Origin of the sequence: Pseudomonas sp. RC10 (assembly GCF_038397775.1) — a bacterium.
In the GTDB taxonomy this organism is placed as follows: Bacteria; Pseudomonadota; Gammaproteobacteria; order Pseudomonadales; family Pseudomonadaceae; genus Aquipseudomonas; species Aquipseudomonas bambusae.
The window spans coordinates 1,772,176-1,797,170 of the sequence record NZ_CP151650.1 but is presented as its reverse complement, the minus strand read 5'-3'; the positions used below and the strand labels follow the sequence as shown (position 1 = coordinate 1,797,170).

At 57.5% G+C, this 24,995-nt stretch carries 23 protein-coding genes and 1 pseudogene; 11 read left to right on the top strand and 13 right to left on the bottom strand.

The window, feature by feature from the left end; all coding sequences use genetic code 11:
* Nucleotides 1-317: 317 nt before the first annotated feature.
* Nucleotides 318-1,532 (top strand): rhomboid family intramembrane serine protease, encoded by a 1,215-nt coding sequence (locus AAEO81_RS08255; RefSeq protein WP_341962817.1) that lies wholly within the window; start codon nt 318-320, stop codon nt 1,530-1,532.
* Here AAEO81_RS08255 and AAEO81_RS08250 read toward each other — a convergent pair.
* The 3 genes and pseudogenes from AAEO81_RS08250 to AAEO81_RS08240 all read right to left on the bottom strand — a co-directional run.
* Nucleotides 1,481-1,765, bottom strand: a pseudogene (locus AAEO81_RS08250) (LysR substrate-binding domain-containing protein); the annotation flags it as partial. The gene AAEO81_RS08255 and the pseudogene AAEO81_RS08250 overlap by 52 nt on opposite strands.
* Before the next feature lie 12 nt (nt 1,766-1,777).
* Nucleotides 1,778-2,560, bottom strand: coding sequence for an SDR family oxidoreductase (locus tag AAEO81_RS08245; RefSeq protein WP_341962816.1), 783 nt, complete (start codon nt 2,558-2,560; stop codon nt 1,778-1,780).
* Entirely contained in the window at nt 2,557-2,886 is a 330-nt protein-coding gene (locus AAEO81_RS08240; protein ID WP_341962815.1) for a nuclear transport factor 2 family protein, read from the bottom strand. Before AAEO81_RS08240 ends, AAEO81_RS08245 begins: the two co-directional genes overlap by 4 nt.
* A 98-nt stretch (nt 2,887-2,984) precedes the next feature.
* Between AAEO81_RS08240 and AAEO81_RS08235 the strand changes: the two genes are divergently transcribed.
* Nucleotides 2,985-3,896: a LysR family transcriptional regulator gene (locus AAEO81_RS08235; protein ID WP_341962813.1), complete on the top strand. Its 912-nt coding sequence runs from the start codon at nt 2,985-2,987 to the stop codon at nt 3,894-3,896.
* Nucleotides 3,897-4,047: 151 nt separating this feature from the next.
* On the opposite strand, the gene AAEO81_RS08230 is transcribed toward AAEO81_RS08235, so the two are convergent.
* Nucleotides 4,048-4,530, bottom strand: a complete 483-nt coding sequence (locus tag AAEO81_RS08230) for an Rrf2 family transcriptional regulator (RefSeq protein WP_341962811.1) — start codon at nt 4,528-4,530, stop codon at nt 4,048-4,050.
* Nucleotides 4,531-4,614: 84 nt separating this feature from the next.
* Here AAEO81_RS08230 and AAEO81_RS08225 point away from each other — a divergent pair, with 84 nt between their 5' ends.
* The 3 genes from AAEO81_RS08225 to AAEO81_RS08215 all read left to right on the top strand — a co-directional run bounded on the left by AAEO81_RS08225 (nt 4,615) and on the right by AAEO81_RS08215 (nt 8,110).
* Nucleotides 4,615-5,394 carry a class I SAM-dependent methyltransferase gene (locus AAEO81_RS08225; protein WP_341962809.1) on the top strand — a complete coding sequence of 260 codons (780 nt, stop codon included), beginning with the start codon at nt 4,615-4,617 and terminating at the stop codon, nt 5,392-5,394.
* 395 nt (nt 5,395-5,789) lie between these two features.
* Entirely contained in the window at nt 5,790-6,686 is an 897-nt protein-coding gene (locus AAEO81_RS08220; RefSeq protein ID WP_341962807.1) for an aspartate/glutamate racemase family protein, read from the top strand.
* A gap of 119 nt (nt 6,687-6,805) precedes the next feature.
* A complete protein-coding gene (locus tag AAEO81_RS08215; RefSeq protein ID WP_341962805.1) occupies nt 6,806-8,110 on the top strand; it encodes a dicarboxylate/amino acid:cation symporter in 1,305 nt (434 codons plus the stop codon).
* Nucleotides 8,111-8,117: 7 nt separating this feature from the next.
* Here the strand turns inward: AAEO81_RS08215 and AAEO81_RS08210 are convergent, their stop codons facing one another.
* Together AAEO81_RS08210 and AAEO81_RS08205 are read right to left on the bottom strand one after the other, a co-directional pair.
* Complete coding sequence (locus tag AAEO81_RS08210) at nt 8,118-9,533, bottom strand: PLP-dependent aminotransferase family protein (RefSeq protein ID WP_341962804.1); 1,416 nt, start codon at nt 9,531-9,533, stop codon at nt 8,118-8,120.
* A 24-nt stretch (nt 9,534-9,557) separates the two neighbouring features.
* Nucleotides 9,558-10,781 carry an MFS transporter gene (locus tag AAEO81_RS08205; RefSeq protein ID WP_341962802.1) on the bottom strand — a complete coding sequence of 408 codons (1,224 nt, stop codon included), beginning with the start codon at nt 10,779-10,781 and terminating at the stop codon, nt 9,558-9,560.
* Nucleotides 10,782-10,844: 63 nt separating this feature from the next.
* Here AAEO81_RS08205 and AAEO81_RS08200 point away from each other — a divergent pair, with 63 nt between their 5' ends.
* Entirely contained in the window at nt 10,845-12,344 is a 1,500-nt protein-coding gene (locus tag AAEO81_RS08200; protein WP_341962800.1) for a PLP-dependent aminotransferase family protein, read from the top strand.
* A 4-nt stretch (nt 12,345-12,348) separates the two neighbouring features.
* Here AAEO81_RS08200 and AAEO81_RS08195 read toward each other — a convergent pair whose 3' ends face one another.
* Nucleotides 12,349-13,281 (bottom strand): alpha/beta hydrolase, encoded by a 933-nt coding sequence (locus tag AAEO81_RS08195; RefSeq protein WP_341962798.1) that lies wholly within the window; start codon nt 13,279-13,281, stop codon nt 12,349-12,351.
* 184 nt (nt 13,282-13,465) lie between these two features.
* Here AAEO81_RS08195 and AAEO81_RS08190 point away from each other — a divergent pair, with 184 nt between their 5' ends.
* Complete coding sequence (locus tag AAEO81_RS08190) at nt 13,466-14,410, top strand: helix-turn-helix domain-containing protein (protein WP_341964498.1); 945 nt, start codon at nt 13,466-13,468, stop codon at nt 14,408-14,410.
* A 35-nt stretch (nt 14,411-14,445) separates the two neighbouring features.
* Here AAEO81_RS08190 and AAEO81_RS08185 read toward each other — a convergent pair whose 3' ends face one another.
* The 4 genes from AAEO81_RS08185 to AAEO81_RS08170 form a co-directional block, all read right to left on the bottom strand.
* On the bottom strand, nt 14,446-15,822 hold the full coding sequence (locus tag AAEO81_RS08185) for an MFS transporter (RefSeq protein WP_341962796.1): 1,377 nt from the start codon (nt 15,820-15,822) through the stop codon (nt 14,446-14,448).
* A 92-nt stretch (nt 15,823-15,914) separates the two neighbouring features.
* Entirely contained in the window at nt 15,915-16,703 is a 789-nt protein-coding gene (locus AAEO81_RS08180; RefSeq protein ID WP_341964497.1) for an aldolase, read from the bottom strand.
* A 205-nt stretch (nt 16,704-16,908) separates the two neighbouring features.
* A complete protein-coding gene (locus AAEO81_RS08175; RefSeq protein ID WP_341962794.1) occupies nt 16,909-17,787 on the bottom strand; it encodes a LysR family transcriptional regulator in 879 nt (292 codons plus the stop codon).
* A gap of 274 nt (nt 17,788-18,061) precedes the next feature.
* Nucleotides 18,062-19,129, bottom strand: coding sequence for a Gfo/Idh/MocA family oxidoreductase (locus AAEO81_RS08170; RefSeq protein WP_341962792.1), 1,068 nt, complete (start codon nt 19,127-19,129; stop codon nt 18,062-18,064).
* 100 nt (nt 19,130-19,229) lie between these two features.
* Between AAEO81_RS08170 and AAEO81_RS08165 the strand changes: the two genes are divergently transcribed.
* Nucleotides 19,230-20,126, top strand: coding sequence for a LysR family transcriptional regulator (locus AAEO81_RS08165; RefSeq protein ID WP_341962791.1), 897 nt, complete (start codon nt 19,230-19,232; stop codon nt 20,124-20,126).
* Between the two features lie 77 nt (nt 20,127-20,203).
* Here the strand turns inward: AAEO81_RS08165 and AAEO81_RS08160 are convergent, their stop codons facing one another.
* Nucleotides 20,204-20,578 (bottom strand): GFA family protein, encoded by a 375-nt coding sequence (locus AAEO81_RS08160; protein ID WP_341964496.1) that lies wholly within the window; start codon nt 20,576-20,578, stop codon nt 20,204-20,206.
* A gap of 186 nt (nt 20,579-20,764) precedes the next feature.
* On the opposite strand from AAEO81_RS08160, the gene AAEO81_RS08155 reads away from it, so the two are divergent.
* Together AAEO81_RS08155 and glsB are read left to right on the top strand one after the other, a co-directional pair.
* Entirely contained in the window at nt 20,765-21,655 is an 891-nt protein-coding gene (locus AAEO81_RS08155; RefSeq protein WP_341962788.1) for a LysR family transcriptional regulator, read from the top strand.
* Nucleotides 21,656-21,877: 222 nt separating this feature from the next.
* On the top strand, nt 21,878-22,786 hold the full coding sequence (gene glsB, locus AAEO81_RS08150) for a glutaminase B (protein ID WP_341962787.1): 909 nt from the start codon (nt 21,878-21,880) through the stop codon (nt 22,784-22,786).
* Between the two features lie 161 nt (nt 22,787-22,947).
* On the opposite strand, the gene AAEO81_RS08145 is transcribed toward glsB, so the two are convergent.
* Nucleotides 22,948-23,958, bottom strand: coding sequence for an NAD(P)-dependent alcohol dehydrogenase (locus tag AAEO81_RS08145; RefSeq protein ID WP_341962786.1), 1,011 nt, complete (start codon nt 23,956-23,958; stop codon nt 22,948-22,950).
* A gap of 88 nt (nt 23,959-24,046) precedes the next feature.
* Between AAEO81_RS08145 and AAEO81_RS08140 the strand changes: the two genes are divergently transcribed.
* Complete coding sequence (locus AAEO81_RS08140; protein WP_341962785.1) at nt 24,047-24,964, top strand: LysR family transcriptional regulator; 918 nt, start codon at nt 24,047-24,049, stop codon at nt 24,962-24,964.
* Nucleotides 24,965-24,995: the final 31 nt, after the last annotated feature.

Here is a 24,995-nt window from a genome sequence, read left to right as displayed (position 1 = left end):
CCATGTGACGCGCTTGAAAAATGTGCCCCCATCGCACTTGCAACTCACGTGCCGCCGCTTTCCAGCGACGGACGTTTCGGGAAGACCTTCGCCTGTCATGGCGGGGGTCCGGACAATCCGTCTGGGAGCTTAGCTCACAAGGCGATCCAAAGCATGAAGCCTTCCTTTGTCGAGAGAAAGGCCACCACGGCACCATCAAGAAATTGTGTGGCTGGTCGATCCATTGATACGCCCAGGAAGGAGCCCTAGGCACCCGTAACGACAAACGTCCGTTACCGGAACGCTTCTTCCATCCCGTGAACTCAAGGACACTCTCGATGGAACGAACAGAGCCAATCACGGCCCCTCTCGATCAGGCCGCAAACGCTGCACACAGTGGACACAGTTTCTCCACCAGCACCACCAAGGTCCGGTTTGCTGTCCAGCCCAAGCACGGAAAGCGCGATGTCACCCGGCTATCGACACAAGCCAATGGTCGACTCGACTTCACCTCTGATGCGGTTGAACTGAGCAAAACGAAGCGCAGGCTGTTCCGGCGTCCGGTCGAGACGAAATGGACCTTCGCCCGCAGCCAGATCTTCGATGCCAGGATCACAGGCCTTGAAGTGTTCTTCGATGTACACACCCCGGAAGGCATTCAGCAGGTGATCGTCATTCCCGCCAAGCGTGGTTTGGCGCGCACGATCTACGAGCATTTGCCGACCCGGATGACGCCTGCCCGAGCCGAGGAACAGGCCGCACTGGACCAACACGCCGAGCGAATCAAAACACTGACTCCAATCACTTGGGTCACTTACGCATTGATCGCGATCAACCTGCTGGTGTACCTGGCGATGTGTGCCGGCGGCGTGGGCGTGATGGCGGAAAATGTCGCCCTGACGGTGGGGTGGGGCACCAATTATGGTCCTCAGACGCTGTCCGGCGAATGGTGGCGCCTGCTCTCGTCGGTTTTCGTCCACTTCGGCCTGTTTCACTTCGCGTTCAACATGGTGTCGCTGTACCTGATGGGTCGATTGGCTGAGCGTCTGTATGGCAGCGCACGCTTTCTGGCGCTTTATCTGTTCGCCGGGCTGACGGGGAGTCTGGTCAGCGTGTTGTGGCACCCCATCAACAACAGCGCGGGCGCCTCGGGCGCGATCTTTGGGGTGTTCGGCGCGCTATTGGTGTTTCTGCTCAAATATCGCCGCGAACTGCCCACCTCGATTGCCGTGCAACAACGTACCTCTATCCTGGTGCTGATCGGCTACAACCTGTTCTCCGGCTTCACCCATCATGGCATCGACAACGGCGCGCACCTCGGTGGATTGGCCGGTGGCATGCTGATCGGATTCACGCTGGCGAGATCCCTCAACGAACCTGCCCGCTCGAAAACAGCCTTGCGCAGCCTCATTGTTTCAGGCGTTCTGGCGTTGACGGTGTTGGGCGCATCGCTGTACGTGTTGACGGAGATTCGTGAGGCGATCGCCGTGGAGCTTGCGCGTCAGAAGCAGTCAGCGACACCGACACCCGGATTGCCCGCACCTGACGCCTGAGCCAGCAGCCAGTCGCGAAACGCCTTGATTTTTGCCAGTTCCGCCACTTCGGGGCGATGCACGATGTAGTAGGCGAACGCCAACGGCCGGCTGGTTTCGCCAAAAGGCCGGATCAGGCGCCCGGCTTCAAGATCATCGCGCAACATCACACTGCGCCCCAGCGCCAGCCCTTGGCCGTCGATGGCCGCCTGGAGCACTGCTGCAGAGTTGTTGATGCGCAGGCCGTGCTCCGCTTTGATGGTCGGTCACAACGTCGGTACGGTACCGCCATCGATACGGTGCTCGGACCCGGAGATTGAGATGGCCCGCGGGGATGCCAAGAAGGCGATGAGATCGGCAACCTCTTTAGGCTTGGCTGGCCTCCCGAGCGGAATCCCGCCTATGGATTGCATAACGATTCGCCTGCCCCCTTCGTAGTCGGTTCCAGCCTGAGCAGCCAGCCGTTCCGCCAGCCTCACGGATGCCTCGGTTTCAATCCATCCCGGCGCGACACTCAGCACCCGAACCCCTTTGGGCATCACTTCTTTCGCCAGGGACTTGCTGTACGTGGTGAGTGCTGCCTTGGCAGCGGCGTAAGCCGTGGTGGATTCCGGCAGAGGCATGATCCGTTGGATCGAACTGACGTGGATGATGACACCCGACCCCTGGGCCAGCATGTCAGGCAACAAAGCGCGGTCCAGACGCACTGCGGACATCAAATTCAAGTTCAGTTCATTTAGCCAATGCTCGTCACTGATGGCGGCAAAGCCACCTGCCGGGGTATTCGAACCGCCGAGCACATTGATCACGATATCGACACCGCCCCAATCCTGAAGTACGCACTCTGCGAGGTGAGCCACGCCTACAGATGTCGTCAGGTCTGCACGGATGTAGGTGACGCCTTCTTCTGGTCGTGTTGCCACGTCGCGGGCTGCTGTAATCACCCGCGCACCCGCCTCAACCAGGTTCTGCACGACTGCTGCGCCAAGGCCCATCGTCCCGCCGGTGACCACCGCCCTCAGGCCATCAAGTTGAAGATCGAAGCTCATAGTGTGATCTCCAGGTTTGCGATGAGGCCGCGCTCAAGACGAAACGAGAACTTGAGGTCGATCGGGCTGCCTGGAAAGTTACCGGCCACGTGGCTGTGGACAGCATGAATATCGTCCTCCCTCTCAATCAAGAACGGCTCCGTGGTACAGGTGTAAAGAGTTGATACCTCGGCCTTCCAGGCCTTGATGGCGTCGCGGCCACTGTGGGTCTGGCCTTTATCTTTCACTACGCCTTGCGGTGTGAAACAGCTGGCAACAGCCTTGGGGCCTTGCGTATCCGCCGCGAAATACGCGGCGATGGGATCAGGGAGAGAAAGTGCTGACATGGTGAACGCCTTGATTGGGATGGCTCACAGAATGCATCCTGACGACCCTTTCAAGAATCCACTACAATCCGCATTGTCTATGTAGCGGGTGATGCATAATGCGCGGATCAGAATTTGCTGAGCTAAAAGCGTTTGTCGCCATCGTGGAGCGTCAAAGCTTCGCCAGGGCGGCAGAACATCTTGGTCTGTCACCCTCCGCACTCAGCCAGACCATCCGACAACTCGAAGACCGCATCGGCGCACGTCTGCTCAATCGCACGACTCGAAGCGTCGCGCCATCGGCAAGTGGCGAGCAGCTCTACAGGCGCATAGCCCCCCTGTTTCAAGAGATCGCAGTGGCCGTTGCAGAAGTCAGCGAGGCAACCGGGCAGATGAGTGGCACGTTGCGCATCAATACGTTGGGAATCGCAGCGAGGACCATCATTGCTCCCCGGCTTTCACGCTTCCAGCAAGCGCACCCGGGTGTGGTACTCGACGTCGTGGTTGACGATGCGCTGGCCGATATCGTGACGGGCCGATTCGACGCGGGCATCCGCGTGGGTGGGCAGCTTGAAAAAGACATGATCGCTGTTCGGCTCACCCCCGACTTGAAGATGGTTGCGGTGGCGTCGCCCGACTACCTCGCGCGTCGAGGTATCCCCCACTCCCCCGCTGATTTACACGAACACGCGTGCATCAACTGGCGGCTTCAGGCGGACGGCAGATATTACCGCTGGGAATTCAAGAAACGGGACCAGCAATTCGAAGTCGCCGTAAAAGGCCCCGTCGTGACCAATCACCCTGATATCGGCGTAAGTGCTGCGCTACAGGGTCTGGGCATTGCCTACCATTTTGAGCAGGATGGCGTGGCTGAGCTATTGGCCCAGGGAAAGTTGGTACAAATCCTTGCGGACTGGTCGATCACGCGCCCGGGGCTGTTCCTCTACTACTTGAACAGGCGACACCGCCCAGCCGCCCTCGGTGCATTCATTGATTGCCTGTTGGATCGGAAACCGTTCGATCATCCCTGACCAGCCTCGTCTTGAAATCGCCAATTACACTGTGATGTGAGCCAGGCAATGACAGAAAACCACGGCGCTGTCCCGCGCCCCGACCACTCTGCAAACAATTGTTCGGCGGGCGCGATGCGCAGGCGATTTTTGCCGCAGATAAAAAGCACCTTCAAACCCGTCTTGCTCCGGACTGTGGCGTCGATTCGATGCCAGGGTTTGACACGTTTTCAGCAGCACGACGCGCATCGAACAAACGATTGAGTTCACCCAGGCTAACGCTGCGAAACCGTTCCACCAGCACCGACTCCGCTTCCCGCAATGCGTCGTCGACTGCCAGGTTGACCACCTGTTCGATCATGCAATCGGGGTTGGAACGCTCATTGCCGATGGCGAACAGCGAGGGCTCTCCGACTGCCTTATAGATATCCAGTAGCGTGACCTGCTCAATATCACAGGTGATCACCCACCCTCCCCCATGCCCCTTCTCCGAATGAACGTAACCCGCGTCCCGCAAGCCAGACATCGTTCTGCGAACCACCACCGGGTTCGTTCCAAGCATCTCGGCAATCCGGTCCGACGTGACGGGCCCGTCGTGCCGCGCCATGTGCACCAGGATATGTAGCATTCGCGAAAGACGGCTGTCGTTGCGCATCGTTTGCTCCTTCGTTTCCGATACTTGGCAGAAGGCCTCAACTCATGATACTTGTAAAGTTACATGAATTTCGAGGACCGCGCGATGCGTGAATTTGAGAATCCCGATCACTGGGACGTTGCTGCAAAGCATTATCAGAAAACGGCGCACCCCTTTACCGCGCATTTCGCAGAGGCGGCGCTCGCACGAATTTCGCTGACGCCTGAGAGCCGCGTGCTGGATGTCGCCACGGGCACCGGAGCACTCGCCTTGGCAGCCGCACGAACCGGCGCACAGGTACTGGCCACGGACTTTTCCCCCGCCATGGTGGCGTGTGTGAAAAGCGCCGGGCTGGCCAACGTGGAGGCCCGAGTCATGGACGGTCAGTCCATCGATTTGCCGGATGCCAGCTTCGACGCGACGTTCTCGATCTTTGGTGTGATCATGTTCCCTGACTGGCGCAAAGGCCTGGCCGAAATGCAACGCGTCACCGCCATCGGCGGATATGGCATCGTCGCCACGTGGCAAGAAAGAGGGGCTGCGACGTTTCTGTTGTTGGGAAATGTCAGGCGAACACTGTTCCCGGATCGCCAAGGCATGGCGATGCCCGAGGCCGTAAAAGCGCTGAGCGATCCACTGGATTTCGCCCGCGAATTGATCGCCGCCGGGTTTCGGGACCCTGTCATCGAAAGCGTGACCCATCCCTATCAGCTGGACGTGAAATCGCTCGACAACCCCGACACGCTGTTTGGAATGTCGCCCGACTGGACGAGCCTGACCGATACAGAGAAGGCCGCAGTGATTGCGCACGTCAGGGAAATGGCTGGCGTTGATCCTGTCCTGCTCATTCCCTCCACGGCATTGATCGCGGTGGCGCAGCGCTGACGATCATGCCGCTGTGTCCGTGGGGGACTGAAAACGCGGAAGAAATGGCGCGGTTTTTTTTGCGGAGCAGGATGCGTTGCTATCAGTAAAATGAGACCGCCCCTGAAATGGATAACGCTCCGAGGCCAGCATCGTATGCGAGTCCCATCGCTGTCCGCTTCGGCTGCCGCGTCGAACAGTCAATAGTGCGACTTATGGGTGGATGCAAGCATTCACTCAGCATTCAGCGCCAGATAACGCTCAAAGAATGAGTGGCCCACTCCGCCTTCCGAATAGCAGCCCTACCTCGTCCCCGCTGCACTTATTAATCTGACGACCAACTGGGAGCCAGAGTAAAGCTTTCAGCCTCGTACTTTTTAACTGACGACGATAGCGGAACTGACGGAGACTGGCTCATGCAAAACAAACCTATATTGGGAATAATCGGTAACGTAGGCCCTGAGGCCGACGAAGTGCTCCAACGACTTATCCGGTTGGAAGCCATGGCTCATGGCGCTAGTAAAGATCAGGACTTCTTGCCGATGATTGTGGTCAAGAATCCCGAAATCACAGATCGGACATTGGCTATTTTCGAAGGTGGCATATCTCCCGCAGTCGGCATCATCGATTCCTGCAAGATTTTGCAGTCCTGCGGTATCTACCTCGCCGCCCTTCCTTCAAATACATCGCATTATTTCAAACACGAATATCAAGCGGGAACGCCTGTTTATATCATCGATATCATTGCACTCACCGTTGCCCACATTAACGCGTCAGGCGCGACCAAAGTGGGGCTCTTGGCAACAACGCCGACCATCAATACCGGCTTGTTCGCGACGACTGTTCATGGCAAAGACGTCCTCGCTGCTGGGAATGGCCCTGTGTACATTGCCCCTCAAGCAGACATCCAGGAAGCCTACGTCCAGTCGGCCATTTACGGAAGCCTGGATGCATCAGGTCGGCATGACAGACGCCAATCGGACGGGCTTAAATCCGGGCAAATTACTCTAGCTATCGCTCGGCTGGAAGTGGCGATTAATCGCATGATCGAAGAAGAAGGCGTCGATACCTTTATCACAGGGTGCACCGAAGTATCGATCATTGTTGACCAACTTCGGGAAGCATTTCCTAACTGCACATTCATTGACCCTATGGAGTGCCTGGCCAAATACGCGTATCGCGTGGCTGGTGAAGTTTCGAACATTTTAAGCGGCATCGATGACATCCCTGAAATCGAACTGCAAGCGGCACTCGATGACCCTACGCTAACTGCGGCCTATGTCGCCGGCAAAATCAGAGCGTCGCTCGTTTAGCCAACCATCCGCATGCTCCCTTTATCACCGTCGGAACACAATTGCGTTCAGCTGAACGCGTTGTTCCAGAACTTCTGCCGTACTCACTGTCGGCACAACGTCAGTCACGGAATCTTGCCATGAAAAATAATAACGACGGCACCGCTTCGGCGAGTGCCAAAGCGCGCACTCGCAACATCATGCTGGCCTTGGTGCTTGGCATTCTAACGGGAACGGCTTGCAACTATGTCGTACCCGGAATGGATCAGGCGAAGAACATCGCCAGTTATTTTGCGATCATTTCAGATGTGTTCCTGCACATGATCAAGATGATCATTGCGCCATTGGTGTTTGCAACAATCGTCACAGGTATTGCGGCCATGGGGCATTCTGGCGGCGCCGTTCGCCGGGTCGCGTGCCGAGCGATGGGGTGGTTTGTACTCGCCTCCCTGATGTCGCTGGGCATCGGCATGATTTTCTCGAATCTGCTGACCCCCGGTAGTGGCCTGGGTCTTCCACTTCCGAGCATTTCAGAAACGACGAACCTGGCCACAGGCGCCTTCAATCTCAAGGACTTCATTGGCCACATCGTGCCGACCAGTATCGTCCAGGCGCTTGCGTCTAACGAGATCCTGCAGATCGTTGTGTTTTCGACCTTTCTGGGTTCCGCATTGGGAGCGCTCGGTCACACAGGTGCGCAATCGCTGACCGCGGTGATTGGCGAACTCGTTCCGGTCATGCTCAAAGTGACGGGTTATGTGATGCGTTTCGCCCCCCTTGGGGTCTTTGCGGCCATTGCCTCCGTAGTGACTGTTCAGGGCGTTGGCATCCTGATCACCTACAGCAAATTCGTTGGCACGTTTTACTTGGCCTCGGCAGCCTTGTGGGTGGTGTTGATTCTGATCGGAAGGCTCATTCTCGGGTCGTCAGTGTTCAGGCTGACGAAGTCACTTCAGGAGCCAATGGCAATTGCGTTTTCCACCGCCAGCAGCGAGGCTGCGTTTCCAGCGATGTTCGAGCGGCTACGCAGGTTCGGGGTGAGCGAGCGAATCTCGGCCTTCGTACTTCCGCTTGGGTATTCATTCAACCTCGCAGGTTCGATGATCTACCAAGCGGTTGCGACCTTATTCGTTGCGCAGGCTTATGACATCCAACTGAGTCTTCCGAGCCAGCTCTCACTGTTGCTGTTGATGATGGTCACCAGCAAGGGTGTTGCGGGCGTGCCACGTGCCTCCCTCGTAGTGGTCGCCGCGACGCTGCCGCTTTTTGGATTGCCAGCCAGCGGGATGTTGCTGATTCTTGGCATCGACCAATTTCTGGACATGGGGCGGGCACTGACCAACGTACTCAGTAATGGCATTGCCACCGCTGTCGTCGCCAAATGGGAAAACGAACTCGACACGACAGAATCCGATCCGCTCAAGCAGAAGGGCCGAGCGGTTTAACCCTGAACTAGAGCGTTTTTGCCGAGCGGAGCGCGAGTCCGAGGACCGCCCCCGAGCGCCGGATAACCTCTTCGCTCAACGAGGCGAACCCGATGACAACACCACTCTCAAGCGCCCCCGTCGAATCAAGGCGTCGCACGGGCTGAACCTTTAACGCGGGAGCCAAAGTGCGTATCTCGGCCAAGGCCGTCTCGGCAAACCAGAGGCAGAAATGAACCCCCCCATGGGCTCCGGTGACCTCAATACGTTCACCAAAGGCTGCCTCTATTGACTCAATCGCTAACCTGCAGCGGCGCGCGTAAACACGTTCAGCGTGTCTAAGGTGTCGGGACAGGCATCCTTCCCGGATGAACGTAGCCAGCGCCAACTGCTCCAGAGCGCCGGTGCTCCAGCCGCTTGCCGCCTTGATCTCCTGCAGATCCCGACGCAACGCCGGAGGAATGACGAGGTAGCCGAGCCGCAATGACGGAAAAAGCAGCTTGTTGAAACTGCCCATGTGAAACACCCGTTGATCGGCATCGATGGACTTCAAGGAAGGGACACGGGCGCTCGTAAACGTGAAGCAACCGTCATAGTCGTCCTCGATGATGTAGCCATCCTGTTGGTTGGCCCAGGCCAGCAACTGAGCTCGCCGTTCCTGCGACATCAACACCCCCGTAGGGGCCTGATGGGCGGGTGTGACAAATACCAGTCTTGCAGTTGAGCTTTTGCGCCGCCCCTCATCCACCATCAAACCCTGTTCGTCTACGGGAACAGGAATGCAGGTCAACCCGGCCTTGGTGAAGATGAAACTCGCTTGCGCGTAGCCGGGATCTTCCACCCAAACCTCGCGAGTGAGTCGAAGCATCGCACGTGCGATCAAGTCCATGGCGTGCCGAGCGCCAGTGGTGATCATGATGTCTTCAGGCGAACACTTGATGCCGCGTGAAAACGCCAGGTAAGTGCTGACCTCAAGGCGCAGGGAGGGGATTCCCATGAGGCTTTTATCCAGTAATAGGACCTCCGCATCCTGCTTTAACGCGGTGCCGACGTGGCGCTGCCAAATACTGATCGGGAAAAGGCTGACGTCGGCTTCCCTGGCCAGGAACGGCAGACGCATATCGATAGGAGATCGCTCAAAATCCAGCGCCTCGTCCGAGGGCAACTCTTTGGCGGATGACTCACCAAGTTCAGCAACAAACGTTCCACTGCCCTTGCGAGTGATCAACACTCCTTCCGTCTGTAACTGTTCATAGGCGGTCGTGACGAGCCCCCTACTCACCTGCCATTGCAACGCCAGATCACGATGGCTTGGCAGCCTGTCCCCCGGTTGCAACCTTCCGTCAGCGACCGCTTCGCGCAAGTGACGGATCGTCCAGTTCAGCTTGGTCTCGGCTTCGCGCGGCTTGATCGACAGCGGCACGCCATCTTTGTTACGCGCCATAAGGGCGCCTCTTCGGACTCGCTCTCATAGTGCGCGGCCTTCCTCTATTTTGATAATGCTTTGGGATGAAGCGTCAGCGGATCGCTTTCGACTCACCAGCAGAAGAGCCAATTCGATCAACGCCGCCCCAAGCAACGTGCACAGGAATCCACCGCGTCCGAAATGCGTGATAACCCACGCGCCAAATACCGGGAAGCCGAAGATCCCCACGAAATATGACAAAACAAACCAAGTCAGCGCCGCTTGGCGATGAGCAACGGGTGAGTCGTTTACCACCCACGTCTGTATCAGTGAATAGATCAGGCCGTAGCCTACGCCAATCAGCACAGCGCTCGCCCATTGAAAACCAGGATGCAGCGCTACGCCGAACATGGCAACAATCCCGAGTGTCATCGAAATCAGCAGCCCAGCGGCCAGCGGGATGGGGGCCATCGAGGCCGTCAGCGGCCCGAAGACCAAGCGTCCGACCACCACGGTGATGGCATTGATCGCATAAAACGTTGCCGCATTGGCTTCGGTTCCTGTGACCAACGTCGTCTGGAATGTCAGCAACCCGGAAAACACGCAAGCACCGCAACCGACCATCAGGATCGGGCGAATGGCGGCTGTTCGCCGGATAGCAACAATGGGACGAACCCATGCGCGCAGCGCCGCCGGTCCTCGGGCGACCGGCGACAAAAGTGTAAATGTCCAGAGCAACACCGCGGCGAGGAGACACGAAATGCCGACGAACGTCAGGACCGCTCTGACCGACAACTCTGAGTGACTGATGATCAGGTTCAGCACGACAGGACCACCGCCGATGCCGGCCATCTGGAAGGCGCCGAACTGAGAAAACCAGCGGATACGCTCGTCGTCATTGACGCGCTCAGACAACCCCATCGGAGTACCCGCATAGAACATGCCCCAGCCCAGCCCTATGAGCCCGCCAGCACCCAGCAACATGCTGAAGTCCAAGGTCTCGGCGTGCGTCAGGATGGCAAACCCTGTCGCGAGCGAACAGCAAGCCAGCGCACTCATTCTGGCCGGGTCGTATCGCGTCGAAAACCAGCCCACCAACGGAACACCGATAAACGTACCGGCCATCGCGGCGCCCAAAACAATGCCTGTGTGGAGGTCGTTTCCGCCGATGCTTTTGAAAAACGCCGACAGCAAAAAGGTTGCGCCGTACCCGCTTGCCGCGAAAAGGGTGCCTGCGAAAAGTGAAGCGATAGCCGTAATCCGCATAGTGAGCCAACGATCTGTCATGAAAGAAGTGGCCTGATAATATTGAGCACTTTCGAACGAACACAGAGCCACTTGGATACCGCAATGCGAGCCACTTCAAACCTTGTGAAAACAAGAATGCGCAGAGAAAGCGCCGCGGCCGGTTGGGCGCCGGCCATCGACACGTCTTCTTCCGTACCTCGACTTCGGCAGCTCTATCTGCAATTGCGCGAGGGCATTCTCACGGGCGCGTTACGTCAAGGTGATCGGCTTCCCTCCACTCGGTCTGCCTCTGTCGAATGGCAATTGTCACGAGGCGCAGTGAGCGAGGTGTACGAGACGCTCATCGCGGAGGGCTACCTCGTAGGTCGTTCGGGCTCGGGAACGTACGTCACTCGAAACATCCGGGATGGGTTGCGTGGAGTTTCCAGTCACTTGGGGCGCGCCTCGGTCGTAGGGCCGCGCAAGATTTCGCGGGCCGTCGAGCAGGCAACCCAGTTGTCTACCGACTTCCCTCTTCAGGCGGCGTTCACGACAGGCCGAGTCGCTCACGATGAGCGCACAGCGGTGTTGTTGAAAAAACTGGCGCACCGACACGTCGAGCAAGCCCGCGACGGCTACCGAGATCCTCAGGGGGAACAAGGCCTGCGCGAAGCAGTGACGGCCTACCTCACTGCGTCGCGGGGCGTGCGCTGCACAGCGGCTCAAGTGTTCATTTTGTCAGGTACCCAACAGGCCCTCGATTTGTCCATTCGTACGTTGCTCTCGCCTGGGGATACCGCACTGATCGAGGATCCCTGTTACCCCCCCGCACGGCAGGCACTCGTCCTCAACGGCGCCAGAATTGTCGGCATTCCCGTGGACGAGGACGGGATGATCACCCGCACCCTTGAAACTTACGAAGGCCCGGCCCCAGCTTTGGTCTATGTCACACCGTCCAATCAATACCCGTGTGGATCGGCCCTATCGCTGACGCGCCGTATGCAACTGTTGGCGTTCGCCCAGGAGAAAGGTGCGTGGATCATTGAGGATGATTACGATAGCGAATTCCGTTACGAGGGCCGCCCGATCGCGGCGCTTCAAGGCCTCGACAGACACGACCGGGTGATCCACGTTGGCTCATTCAGCAAAGCATTGATGCCCGGTCTGCGGGTGGGGTTCATGGTCGTACCGCTCGATCTCGTGCCTGCTTTTCGGGCTGTCCGACCGATCCTGGATCGATTCCCTGCCTCACTGCCTCAACGGGTGGTCGCTGATTTTCTCAACGAAGGCTATTTCCCGGCGCACCTGAGGCGGCTACGCGAAAACTACCGGCACTCCCGGGATCTTCTCGCTCGCCTGATACAGGAAGAATTGGGCGAGCATTTGATCGTGCAGTTGCCTAAGCAGGGCGTTCACATGACCGTCACGAGTACCGGGACATGGACGGATGATCGTCACTTGACGCGTATCGCGCTGGACGAAGGTGTGGTCGTCACCCCCATGTCCCCGATGCACATAGAGCGCGTCGAATGTCCCCGTCTACTGCTTGGCTTTTCCGGCCTTGGTGACGAAGAAGCAGAAGTCGCCGTACAGCGTCTAAGCAAGGCGTTGGAACGGCGCTGATTGTTCATTGGCTGGAGCCGATGCGCGCCATGAACGCGCGAGTCAAACTCGCCATTTGTTCGGTTTGTTCATCGAGCGCGAAATGCCCCGCGTCCAGAATGTGCACCTCAGCACCTGGCACATCATCCTTGTAGCGCATGGCGCCAGGGACGATGAAAGACGGGTCGAACTTGCCCCACATGACCAACATGGGCGGCTGATTATCTTTCAACCAGCGCTGCCATTCAGGGTACGAGGCGACGTTGTTTTGGTAATCCAGCAACAGGGCTGACTGGATCTCCCGCTGGCCGGGACGAGACAACGCCGCGAACTCATCTTCCCACGTGTCAGGGTTGTAACGCTCTGGATGAGGGCTTGTGCCCAGATGGCGTTGTTTGGTGCCCTCGTATCCGGTGAACGCGTCGACCTGCTCAGGATGCTCCGAAGGTGATTTCCAATATTTGGCAATGTTCGCCCATTTGGCGCCCAGCCCTTCGTTATAGGCATTGGCATTCTGGATGATGATGCCGTGAAGTTTCTGAGGAGCATTAAGGATCATCCGAAAGCCCACCGGGCCGCCGTAGTCCTGCATGAACAGCGTGTACTTGTCGATGTGCAACTGGCTCAGTAAGGTGCCCATCGTTTCGGCCAGGTGGTCAAATGTGTAAGCGTAGGTCGCGGGGGAAGGCGCGTCGCTTCTGCCAAATCCTGGGTAATCGGGGGCAATCACGTGATACCGATCAGCGAGCAGCGGTATGAGCGACTCCCACATCCGCGAGGAGGATGGGTATCCGTGAAGGAGAACCAGTACCGGCGCATCCGCCGGGCCCGCCTCGCGATAAAAAACCTTTACGCCGCCCACTCTCTCCCAGTGATAGGACGTGGACTGGCTGGTGTAAGGGATGGAGGCCACGGGCTCTGCCGCTTGCGCTGATTCGGTAAGCGTAAACGTCGTCATGAGGGCTCCTAGCATGATCAGAGTGGGTAGTTTCACTTGGGTTGATCTCGACTGTTCGCATTTCCCAGCGAAATGCACATGCGCTCAGAGTGGATGTATCGCCGTCTCGAAGCCATTGGCCCGATTACCCTTTTTCATTAAGATCGGGCCAATCTCGATAAGGCCATCATCCGTGACAAAACCACTGCACGTCTCAGTCATTGCCTTCAACGGAATCAGCCCCTTCCACCTTTCAGTCCCCTGCCTGGTGTTTGGCAAAGATCGTCGAGTGGGAGACTCGCCTTGGTTCGAACTGACCGTGTGCGCGGGTGAATCCGGGGTGTTGATGACTAATGCTGGCTTTGCCATTCAGTGCGATCATGCGCTGGATCAGGTGGACGGAGCGGACATCGTCGTTGTTCCGAGCTGGAGAGACGCAAGCGCTGCTCCACCCGAGCAAATTCTCGAAGCCCTCAAGGCTGCTCATGCCCGAGGCGCGTTGGTGGTCGGGCTTTGTCTGGGTGCGTTCGTCCTCGCCCATGCAGGTTTGTTGAACGGTAAACGGGCCACTACTCACTGGGCCTGGGCGGCACAACTGGCGCAAGACTTCCCTCACATCGATGTGGATGCCAAAGTGCTCTACGTCGAAGAGGAACAGGTCCTGACCTCGGCAGGCGTGGCAGCGGGGCTCGACTGCTGCATTCATATTGTCAGACGGGTTTATGGTCGGGAGACCGCCAATACCCTCGCGCGTCGTCTCGTCGTGTCTCCACACCGCGAGGGTGGCCAGGCGCAATTCATCACGCAGCCGGTGCCGCAAGGGGCAAGCGATCGGCGCCTCAGCCAACTTCTGGATTGGCTGCGGGCGAACCTTGGCGAGCCATTGTCGATTGATCACGTGGCGCAGAGACTAGCGATGAGCAGACGCAGCTTCACCCGCCACTTCAAGCGAGTGACCGGCTCGACGTTCGGGAAGTGGATTACCAACGAGCGAATCAAAGCTGCCCAGCAGCATCTCGAAACCACCCAAGACAGTGTCGAGAAAATTGCCACTGCTTGCGGATTTGGTACCAGCCTCTCGCTGCGGCAACACTTCTCGGCTGTCGTGGGTGTTAGTCCGACGAGCTACCGAAAGACTTATCAGCGATAGGCCCCATCAAATCGCGACGCGTCAGATCCACAAGATCATTCCTTCAATGATTTGCCAGCGGTTTCGGGGGCCATGGAAGCCGCTACGAGAGTAATACACGCTGTACAGATCAGATAAACCGACACTGACCAAGTCAATCCTCCTGCCCAGCTGATTAGCAGCGCTGTGATGATGGGTGTGAGACCACCTGATATCGCGCCGCCCAGTTGAAATCCTAGCGATGCCCCGCTGTATCGTAGGCGAGTTTGGAATAACTCCGACATCCACGCAGCTTCGGGGCCAAACATAATACCCTGCCCAAAGCTCACAGCGATCGCGATAGTTCCCGCGATGATCATCGGATCTCGGGTATCCAGGAGCTGAAAAAGCGGAAATGCAAACAGGATCGTAAACACGCAGCCGGCAATAAATAGCTTTTTGCGGCCATAAATATCCGACAACAATCCGAAGAGGGGAATGGTAACCAGCTCCAATGCTGCGGCGCATAGCATGCCGTTCAGGATAACGCTTCGAGGAAGCCCGAGGTTAACGGTGACGTAACTGAGCCCGAAGATCGTGAGCACACTGACCCAGGAAATCTCGGAAACTTTGAGCCCAATAGCGATCAGAAAAGACCGGCGATGTTGAGTCAAGATTTCGACAAGCGGGATTTTTTCAGGGTGAGGCTCTTGTGAGGCACGTTGAAAAATAGCGCTTTCCGACACTCGATTACGAATGTACAAACCGGCACCGGTAAAAAATATGCTGATCAGGAAAGGTAAGCGCCATCCCCAGCTCAGAAAGTCTTCTTTAGGAAGCATCCCTACAAGCGAGAAAGCTGCCGTTGCGGCGATGACACCTATCGGATATCCCAATTGCACCAAGCTTCCGTACAGCCCACGACGATTGGACGGAGCATGCTCCACCGCCATCAGCACGGAGCCAGCCCATTCTCCCCCAATGCCCAGTCCTTGAAGGAACCGTAACGCAATGAGCAATATTGGCGCCCAGATGCCTATTTGCGTGAACGTCGGTAAACACCCTACTAAAAATGTCCCCACGCCCATAATCATCAACGTCAATGAGAGCATGGCCTTACGACCTAGCCGATCACCGAAATGGCCAAACACAATGCCACCCAAAGGCCGAGCGGCATACCCGGCGGCGTATGTTCCAAACGCAGCAATGGTCCCAACCAGTGGTGTGCTGTTAGGGAAAAACAATGTATTGAATATCAGAGCGGAAGCAATACCATAAATAATGAAGTCATACCATTCAAATACGGAACCCACGACACTGGCAATCAGTACACGTCGGCGTTCTGTCGCTTCAGTCTTGGTGGATTGCTCAACATCCAGCGGAAGGGACTGTGAGATATTTCCCATCATGACACCTGCACTTAAAAGTGAATTCAACTTCGTGCGCAGCGACATGAGCGTCACTGCGCAGTATTGGATTTATTGTGCGGCAGTTAAAAACTTGCGGAGGCCAGCCAGTTCATAAATCGAGCTGTTATGTTCTCGGTTCAACGCGTAGACGGCACGACGTATGAGTTGAGTAAGTCTGGGTATTGACGAAGTGATCGCCGCGCATAGTAAGCAAAGGCGGCACTGTTACGCTTGGGTCGACGAATCCACTCCCTCGCTTCGAGCCCCAGTTCTGGATCGATAGGCTGGATATCACCCGAAGCCATAGCTATAAGTTGCATCTTCGCGGCGCGTTCCAGCGCAATGGCGAGCACGCAGGCTTCCTCGATGGTTTTCCCGGTGACCAGCATACCGTGGTGTGCAAGCAGCAACATGTGCTTGTCACCCAACTCCCTGACCATGAATTCGCCTTCTTCATTGCCGACCGGAACACCTGGCCAAGCCTTAGCGAAAGCAACGTCATCGTACAAAATACAATTGTCCATGTGTGAAACCACCAGCGGCACTTCCAACATGCTCAGCGTTGCCGTATTCAAAGCGTGGGTGTGAATGATGCATTGAACATCCGGGCGCGCCCTGTACACCCAGGAGTGGAATCGGTTGGCGGGATTGGCCATTCCTTGACCGCGCAAGATATTCAAATCCTCGTCAATGAGCAGCAAATTCTCGGGACTGGCCTCATCAAACCCTAACCCCAGTCGCTGAGTGAGATAGGTACCCGGCGATGAAGCCCTGCAGGTGATTTGCCCTGACAAACCAGAGTCATGCCCGTTATCGAATAAGATTCGGCAAGTCAGCGCCAGTTTTTGCTCTTCTGTATAGACACTGTCGTCAAAATGCTTGTCCATGAGTGCAGTGGATTGCTGCATTAAACTTGTCTTGTCCAACTGAAACGAATTATTCACTTGAGCTCACCTTCTGTGAGTGTCGAGAAACAGAGGGCATCGGGCACGGTAGGTGCCAACCCTTTAACCATTTGACACCGCTCTACACACCGCCGCCTGTAAGCTGGATGTGAAGCGAAGGCTGAGTATTGACGAGCACGAGTACGGGAGCTATGAACACCAGCACATACCGGATATGACTGGACGCCTAATGTGAGGAGGATCTTGCAAGGGCCAACATGAGATGGGTCAGATTATTCTTCATCTTGCCGCGACGGGTAATTGCAACGATGCGTCTGCTTAAAAACGGTTGCGTGATAGTCACTCGCTTCAACCGGTAATACTCAAGCAATCGGTCGGGCATGCTGGCATGTAGCACACAGTGCCCTTGAGTCAGTGAGGTGAGCTTGAACATCGCATCGACAGTGTCCACTTCTGCGGCCACAACGAAATTCACGCCTTCATTTCGCAACATGCGCCGGAGCTCATACTGGGGAGGAAAAACGATAAGAGGAGGCGAAGCTTCTGTTAAGTCGACTTCGGTAAGCGCCGCTAGCGGAGAAGACTCATGAACGAATAATGCCATTCGCTCTTCGAACAAGTGGGCAATCTCGAGCGTTTCGGACACCACGGCAGTGTCGTAAACGAACCCGATATCCGAGTGGCCGTTTTCTACCATCTCAATCACATGAGGGGAGCTGCAGCCCAGCATTTTCATATTCACGAGCGGTAGTTGGCGCATGAACTCGGCCATGACGTCCGCGACGAAGTAATAGCTCAAGGTGTGAATGGTCGCGATGCGCAAGTGTCCTTCGGTTATCCCTTGGTGTTCCCGCAGGCTTGAAAGGGTGCTATCCACGTTTTCATAGGCGGCAGAGACAACTGCTAACAGTTTCCTCCCGGTATCAGTCAGTGTGACCCCTCTACCGTGACGATCAAACAGCGCCTGTCCAACGTGCGCTTCGAGACTGCCCAATTGACGACTCAGTCCGGATTGAGTGATCCCGAGCACGTCCGCTGCTTTCGACACCGAAGCGCAGTTGGCAATTTCGAGGAACAAGCGGAGTTGATGATCGCGATTGATCACACGCCTGCACCCGAGCGCCTTTGCCCTCGGATCGGGATCTGCAGTTGATGACTCATAGCAACTCCTCAACGTTGGGCACAATAAATCTCTTGCCGGGGTTTGATCAGATGGCCGCTGTGGACGGCTACTGCTCCAGCGTGCGCTGAGATCCTCGAAGCCGCCACAGCCGACGTGCACGTGATCGACAGGATCGGGCCAATCCATCGGCACGCCCCTGATCGAGAACCTGATCGCGGCTCCCTTTCACGATCAACATAACGGGACATTTGCAACGTCACCACCCTTTTGGATTGACCGGCTCGGCGAGTACATCTTCCACCAACCGGGTGAGTTGCACCGCGTGATCGAAGCCAACAACTTTGGATGTCCCACCCAGAATGTCATCCCGCAACGCGCTGTACAGACCCGCCACGTTGACGGCACTGTCCGAGAGCGCGGCTAACGGCCCTTCCTCAATGGTTTCGCGCTCGCCATCAAGCGACACGGTGATGCGGCCAGCTTGCAGGCCCCGAGGTGCCCCGCCGTCAAGGCGCAGCGTGCCGCCCTCCCCGACGACCTCTAGATAGAAAGGCGTGGCATGTTGGCGCCCTCCCGACACTTCAACAGAAAAAGGCACCCCAGAAGCCAATCGACCTTGCACCAGCAGATGATCGAATGTACGGCGCTCAACCCGCTGAGGCGGTTCGCCCAGTTGAATGAACGGATATTGGCGGGAGGTCAGTGCAGACATGGACGCCAGCGCCCCACCCAGCGCCAGTACCAGATCAAGGGTATGGGCGCCTTGAATGGTCACCATATTGGCGAAATTTGAAGGGTCTTCCAGATAGGCAAATTGCGGCGGCACGTCCGGTCCGAAGCCTGCGGTGGATGAGAATGCTCTGAGACTCAACACACGACCAATAGCGCCTTCCGCCAGCCAATGCTGCGCTTTCTGTACTGCCTGGCTGCCGCGAAGTTGCAGGCCAATCGCATGTTTGACACCAGCCACGCGAGCAGCGTCGGCGATCTCGCGGGCTTCACACACGCTGAGGCCCAGAGGCCACTCACTGTAGACATGCTTGCCAGCTGCAATCGCCGCCAGCAAAAGGTCGCGGTGGTCGGGGACGCGAGTGGCAACCGTGACGATGTCGACCTCGGGATCATTGATCAGCGCCAAGCCATTCGCATAGCCCTTGGAAACTGACAAGGCACGTGCAGCCTCGTCGGCGGTTTGCTGGTGTGTCGTGGCCACGGCGACCAATCGCATGCCGTCAATCGCATTAATGGCTGGAACATGTGCCTCCTGGGCCCATCCCCCTTTCATGTTGACGCCGATGATCCCGATTTTGAGTTCACGTGACATACATACCTCCGCTAACTGGGTCTGTCGGGTACACGCTACGTCACAACGCTGGTTTGATTAAGATGTCGAAAACACTAATACCTGAAACCTGGAGTTTCGAATGAGCGACCGTTTTACCAGCATGGCGGTGTTCGTGAAGGTCTGTGAACTTGGCACATTTAGCGCTGCCGCCATCACACTCGGGCTCTCATCGCAAATGGTGGGTAAGCACATACGAGAGCTTGAGACTCGTATCGGAGCGCCATTGATTCGCCGTTCAACACGTCGTCAGCACCTCACTGATGTCGGCCAACGCTTTTACGATCGATGCGTGGTCGTGCTCGCGGAGGTCAAGGCTGCGGAGGCAGTCGCTGAAGAATTGAATGCCTCACCGCGAGGGCGATTACGTGTCAGCGCCCCCGTCGGCTTCGGTGCGTGCGAGCTCGCTCCCGCGCTGATGCACTTTATGGAGCGTCACCCGGAAGTCGAGATCGAATTGGCATTGACCGATCGCTTTGTCGATCTCGTGAAAGAAAACTTTGACGCCGTACTTCGGCTCGGCCCCATCGCCGATAGCGCCCTCACCGTTCGGCAGATAGCCCGGCACGAGCAGGTCCTGTGCGCGGCTCCTTCGTATGTTGCGCGCAAAGGTCTGCCGTTAACGCCTGACGATTTGCATCAGCATGACTGTCTGAGCTTCGTGAACGCCTCAGGCTTGCCCTATGCGAATTGGGTCTTCGACAAGAATGGCATCGAGCACGCTATCAAAGTGCACGGCCGTTTCCAGGTGAATGACGGGCGCGTCCTGACGGCGGCAGCGATTGCAGGACGCGGGATCATTCTTCAGCCCAAGGCAGTGTTGCGAGAACATCTGCAGCGCGGAACCCTGGTATCGCTTCTTGATGACTACGCGGCCCCCAGCAGAGACATGGCGCTGTTGTTCTCATCCGCAAGGCCACAACCTCCCAAAATGCGTGCATTCATAGACTTCATCGTGGCCCACTTTCCGTACGATTGAGAACGGCGACGCTGATGGTCGCGAGCTGACTTGGCCCAGCCGGCTCTCAAAGTGGGTATGGGCTCCACGCCGCCAGATCACCCCTTCCCCACGAAGCGTGCCATCAATGCCGGATACTCCCTCGGGTCTGGAAATTCCTCGAAACTCACCGAAGCTCCCGTACTGGCCCAAGGCAACTTTTTGCGCGTCCAGGTCTCCATGAATGGCGCATAGCGCTCAGCATGACCAAGGAGGCTGCTTCGCACGCCGACAAATGCATCACTCTCAGCAGGACGCGTGAACAACCAACTCAGGCAATTCGGACAGAAGAAATGCTGTGTAGGACCCCGCACGCCTCCAAGCACCGGCACACCCAAAGTGATCACGAAACGCTCGGATGGGAAAAGCGCCGTTAAGGAAAACGCGCTTGCGGACATCTTCTGACAGCCAGTGCAGTGGCATGCGCTCGTCATCACAGGCTCGCAGGATGTTTCAAATGTCACTTGCCCGCAGCGGCAGCTACCGGAAATCGTCATTCAGGAAAACCTCATTCTCTCGCCATCAAGGCACTGGGTATCAAAATCGATCGATCTCAAGCATGCGCGAGTTCTTTTCTGATTAAAATTGATCAAACCTGCCTGCCTACTCATAGGAAATGTATGAACGTCGCGCCACTGCACTGGGAGACTCAACGGGTATTTCTGGCCGTGCTCAGAACCGGCAGTCTCACTGCGGCGGCTCGTACGTTGGGGATCGCACAGGCCACAGCACGGCGGCGCATCGATGCACTCGAAAAGAGCGTGGGGACCAGTCTGTTCATTCGCTCGCCGGCAGGCCTCATGCCGACCGACACTGCAAGAGAATTGGTGGGGCACGTTGAGTCTATGGCCCTGGCAGCGGAAGCGTTTGCTCGTACTGCCTCGGCCAAAACGGACATGCCTGGCGGAACGGTGAGGATTACCTGCAACCAGCTATTAGGAGTGGAGGTCTTGCCGCTAATGCTCAAAGACCTTCGCAACGCCCAGCCCGAATTGGCCCTTGAGCTCAGCATTTCGAATCGTCTGGAGGATTTGGCGTTGCAGGAGGCCGATGTAGCGGTACGGATCAGGCGTCCCACAGAATCCTCAGTCATCACGCGCCACGTCGGCGATCTGCAGATTGGCTTGTATGCCACTCCAGCGCTATTGACCCATCGTACCCCAAGCAGTCCGACCGACCTGGTTGACTTCCCATTGATAGGCCCGGATCGCAATCTCAAGGAATGGGCGTTTCTGGCGGAGCAAGGTTTCCATTGCACGAGGGAACACGCCGTTATCCGCACAGACAGCCACTTGGCTCAGTTCGCAGCGCTCAAGGCAGGGCTGGGTATCGGTGTGTGCTCAAGCCAGTTGGCTCGACAGCACTCTCTGGTTCGGGTGCTGCCCGAGCACGTCGACTTTCGCGTGGATGTCTGGGTGGCGATGCACTACGACCTCAAACGTGTGAGGCGCATAACGATGGTTTTCGATGCCCTGAGTCAACAATTGTCACGCTTTTTGTCGGGTGCGTGATCAGGCCTCCGTCAGCGCTCATCGCTGGCTGTCGTTGATATCCTCCCAGCGCCCTGTTGCCAATGTTCAGAGCGCAGATTGACCGGACTTTCTCAGGCATCCGAAGCCCTGAGCCCGAGTCAATGTCCCACCCTTTCACACTCAATGTGTGATCTCTCCCCCTCACCCTTCGTCAAGAACTCGACCCCGTGCTGTCATCGGGGACTGATAACAGGGCTTTCCATGCAAACGCTGTTGAACGAGATTCTCGACGAAGTGCGCCCCTTGATCGGCAAGGGCAAAGTGGCTGACTACATCCCTGCGCTGGCCGATGTGCCAGCGCAGCAGTTGGGCATTGCCGTGTATGGCAACGATGGCAGCTATCACTGTGCGGGCGACGCGCTGGTGCCGTTTTCGGTGCAGAGCATTTCCAAGGTGTTCAGCCTGGTTCAGGCCATCGGCCACTCGGGTGAAGCCATTTGGGAGCGGCTGGGTCATGAGCCCTCGGGTCAGCCGTTCAACTCGCTGGTGCAGCTGGAATTCGAGCGCGGGCGTCCGCGCAATCCGTTCATCAATGCGGGAGCGTTGGTGATTTGCGATATCAACCAGTCGCGCTTCGCCGCGCCGACGTTGTCGATGCGCGATTTCGTACGACGGTTATCGGGCAATCCGCACGTGCTGATGGATGCCCGTGTGGCCGACTCCGAATACCAGTTCCGCGCACGCAACGCGGCCATGGCGTACCTGATGCAGTCATTCGGCAACTTCCACAACGAAGTCGAGGCCGTGCTGCGCAGTTATTTCAGCTACTGCGCGCTGCGAATGAATTGCCTCGATCTGGCCCGAGCGTTCTGCTTCCTGGCCAACGACGGGTTTTGCAAGCACAGCGGCGAGCAGATTTTGACCCGGCGCCAGACTCAACAAGTGAACTCGATCATGGCCACGAGCGGGCTGTATGACGAAGCCGGAAATTTCGCCTACCGCGTGGGATTGCCCGGCAAGAGTGGCGTGGGCGGCGGGATTGTGGCCATCGTGCCGGGGCAATTTACAGTCTGCGTGTGGTCGCCGGAACTCAACGCCGCGGGCAACTCCCTCGCCGGCATGGCAGCGCTGGAGTTGCTGAGTGCGCGGATCGGGTGGTCAGTGTTCTGAGTGACGGCTGGCCTTTCTCCGGAAAGGGATCAGGCCGGTATCTTGTGGCAGTCCTCCCTCATTTTCTCAGACTGTCGTCCAGCTAAGGATTGCAGGTGTGGGCACGCTGAAAGGTAAGCCAGTCGGTGGGTGTGTGGCATCCGCCGAATTGTCCACCCCGTCTACCAGCCGGTGCGAACGGCGATTTTGCCAAAGTGTGCACCCGCCCCCATCCGCTCATAGGCCGCCTTCAACTGGTCCAGTTCGAAGATTTGATCGACCACAGGCCTGATGCGGTGGGCAGCGATAGCCCCAATCGCCGAGGCTAGGTCGGCGACAGAGCCCCCATTACTGCCCTGCACCCGGATTTCCTTGAAAATCACAGGCATCAGGTTGGCCGGCTGCGCAGCGCCGTCCAGAAAACCAATGGCCGCCACGGTCCCCCCATGGCGAACAGCGGCCAACGACCGCTCGAAGCCTTGGCCTCCCACCGGGTCAATCACCAGATCCACGCCCTGCCCTGCCGTTCGATCCACGACAAAACGGTCCCAGTCCGGGCTTTCTCGATAATTGAATGTTTCATCAGCCTTGAGCATTCGGGCGCGTTCCAGCTTCTCGTTGGACGACGAAGTGATGATGACCCGGGCGCCACGAGCCTTGGCCAGTTGCAGGGCAAAGATGGACACGCCGCCGGTGCCCAGCAAGGCCACCGTCGAACCCGGACCTATGTGGGCAGTGTCGAGCGCACGCCAGGCTGTCATGGCGGCAATGGGCAGCGAAGCCGCTTCTTCCCAACTCAAGTGATCCGGAATTTTCACCACGGTTGCGGCATCCAGCTCCGCGACTTCCACCAGCGAGCCACGGACGGTGGCGCCCCTCATCGGACCGGCCAGTTCAGCCGTGGCGCGGCCTGCAATCCAGTGGGGTTTGACGTGGACAGCCACTCGATCCCCGGCCCTGACCTGCCAAACATCCTCGCCTACCGCCACCACCTCACCGGCGCCATCAGCCAAGGGAATATTGGGATACACCGCACCGGGGTACTGACCATGAACGACCGCGATGTCGGCGAAATTCAAGCTCGCGGCCTTGATGCGAACCAGCACCCTTCCGCGCCCCGGTTGAGCAGGGTCGGCCAGTTCGACGGGCAAGAACGCATCAAGTGACGGGGCAGTTAACTGTATGGCTTTCATAAGGCTCTCCAGAAATGACAGGAGGCCATTATGAAATGCTGCGTTTTGAGACAGAATACGAAGATCCTACCGTTCATAGATGTGAAAAATGCAGGAATCCTTTTTCTCCGATTTGAATGAGCTTTCGGCGTTTGTTGCCTTGGCCGACACCGGATCGTTTTCAGCGGCGGGTCGACAAATAGGTCGGGATGCCACCGCGGTGTCCCGCAGATTGAGTGCGATGGAAGCCCGCCTGGGCGTGCGTCTCGCCGACCGCAGCACCCGCAAAGTGGCGCTCACGGAAGCCGGTCAACGCTATCTTGCGCGGATCAGGCCATTGCTCGACGGGCTCCAGTCTGCGGGCCGGGAAGCGGCAGAGCAGGTCGACGGCCAAGTACGCGGGCATCTGCGGATCTCGTTGCCTGGCAGTTTTGCCAGGCGCTGGATGACGCCGCTGATCGTGGGGTTCCTGCGTGCACATCCATTGGTCACGATCGAAGCCGATACGAGCAACCGCTTCGTTGACCTGATCGGCGAGCACTACGACTTGGCCATCCGCCTGGGCGTATTAGCCGACTCTCGACTGGTTGCACGCAAGGTGGCAGAGCGTCGCCGGGTCATTTGCGCATCACCGGCCTTTCTGATGCGACATCCCCACCTTCAGGCGCCTCAAGACCTCGCCGGTATTCCCTGCCTGTGCAACACCCGCAACAGCAATCCCTACCGTTGGGCATTCACTCAGCCAGGACAGCGTCGCGAAGTCGTATCCGTTCGCGGCCTTCTTGCTTCCGAGGAACCTGAACTGCTGATAGAGGCCGCACTGGAGGGACTGGGTGTTCTGCACTCGACACGCTGGTACGTCGATGCCCACCTCAGGGAAGGCAGCCTCGTGGAGGTCATTCCGGACTGGCAACTGGATGACCGGGGGGCCGTCTATGTGATCACGCCAGCCACCTCAGGCACCCCCAACAAAACGCGGGCGTTTTCGGACTGGGTAGCGCAACACCTGGCGAGCGAGCTGGGATGAGGCCAGTTGTGGCTGCCATGGCGTGAACAGA